Source organism: Variovorax sp. KBW07, assembly GCF_003852515.1.
Classification (GTDB): domain Bacteria; phylum Pseudomonadota; class Gammaproteobacteria; order Burkholderiales; family Burkholderiaceae_C; genus Variovorax.
Map to the genome: position 1 here is coordinate 1 of NZ_QAJK01000252.1, position 1,301 is coordinate 1,301.

The 1,301-nt window shown below is 65.0% G+C and carries 2 protein-coding genes; both read right to left on the reverse strand.

Going from position 1 to position 1,301, the window contains the following annotated elements; all coding sequences use genetic code 11:
- A partial coding sequence (locus DBV14_RS32915; protein ID WP_311732880.1) for a POTRA domain-containing protein occupies nt 1–420 on the reverse strand: 420 nt, incomplete at its 3' end.
- Between the two features lie 93 nt (nt 421–513).
- Nucleotides 514–1,167 carry a nuclease-related domain-containing protein gene (locus DBV14_RS32920; protein ID WP_124466404.1) on the reverse strand — a complete coding sequence of 218 codons (654 nt, stop codon included), beginning with the start codon at nt 1,165–1,167 and terminating at the stop codon, nt 514–516.
- Between the last annotated feature and the right edge of the window lie 134 nt (nt 1,168–1,301).

Here is a 1,301-nt window from a genome sequence, read left to right on the forward strand (position 1 = left end):
CTGCTCGGCGCGGTCGGCCAGCGCCTTGTCGTAGGGCCGGCCTTCGGCAAGGCCGACTTCGCGCAGGGCCTTCTGCAGCGCGGCTTTGTCGAATTCCTTGGCACCGGTGAAATCGACATCGGCAATGGTGGGGCGCTCTTGCACGATCACCACGATCGCGTGGCCGTCGGTGTCGATGCGCACGTCCTTGAAAAGGCCCAGCTCGAACAGCGCGCGGATGGCGGCGCTGCCGCGCTCGTCGCTGTAGGTGTCGCCGGCCTTGATGCCGAGCGTGGCGAACACGGTGCCGGCTTCGACGCGCTGTAAACCTTCGAGCCGGATGTCGCTGACGGTGAACGGATCGGCGGCCCAGGCCGCAAGGGTGGCAAGGGATGCGAGCAGCGCGGTGGCGAAGGTGGCAAGGGACTTGGGCAGGTTCATCGCCGCATGGTCCCTGCCAATGTCGGAGAAATCTGGGACGCGCCGGCGCCTTTACCTGGCGTTTCCAGAGTTTTCTGGGAGGTGCGCTGTTCGCTATTGCAACCCCATGGCGCTCATGACGGGCCAGTGCATGGCGATGCGTTCGTTTCGTTCGCGGCAGTTCCGCATGTGGGTTTCGACGGAGAGCCCGCCCTGGATGTCGAGCAGGCGTTGCACGGTGCGCTCGATGGCGTCCCTGTCGAGCAGCGGATAGGTGCGCGCGGTGCGGCCGTTGTTGCGCACGAGCCGCGCGATGTAGGGGAGGTCTCTTTGCGTGATGATGGCCGCGGGCATGACGCCCTCGAGCTCGACGCCTTCGCAGGGCAGGAGCACGAAGTACTGCAGGCGCAGGTCGTAGGGCAGCAGGCTGCGAAGTTGGGTGGTCTTGCGGCCGCCTTGCCAGGCCGGGTCCTTGACTTCGCGTGCGCGCGTGCAGCCGTTCAGGCGCAGGAACCAGCGCGGCGGGGACTGGTCCGATTTCTTGCGGTACACGAAGGCGTTGCGCCAGGCCTTGATCTCGAAGAGGTAGACGCCGGTTTCGCAGACGAGCACGGCGTCGATCCTGGCGGTGCGCACGGTGCTTCCTTCGGGCATGGGAATGACGAGGTTGCGAAGAATGCGCAAGTGGGAGAAGGCGGGGGTGAATGCGCTGGCGAGCTGCTGCACGCCAAGGGACGCGGCGATGGTGCTTTGCAATGCGATGGTCATGTTGGAGGCTCCTTCAGGGCTCGGAGCATTGCTGGGCTTTTGGGAGACTTTTAGTACGTCTCGGGTTTTGTTGGTTTGTTTTGTGCGCTTGTTTTTGGCGCGTTCGTTGGGGAGCGCCCGGTACGCGGCACGGC

Excerpts from the sequence above, each read along its gene's own strand:
- DBV14_RS32920 (WP_124466404.1), bottom strand. The coding sequence starts at position 1,167 with ATGACCATCGCATTGCAAAGCACCATCGCCGCGTCCCTTGGCGTGCAG.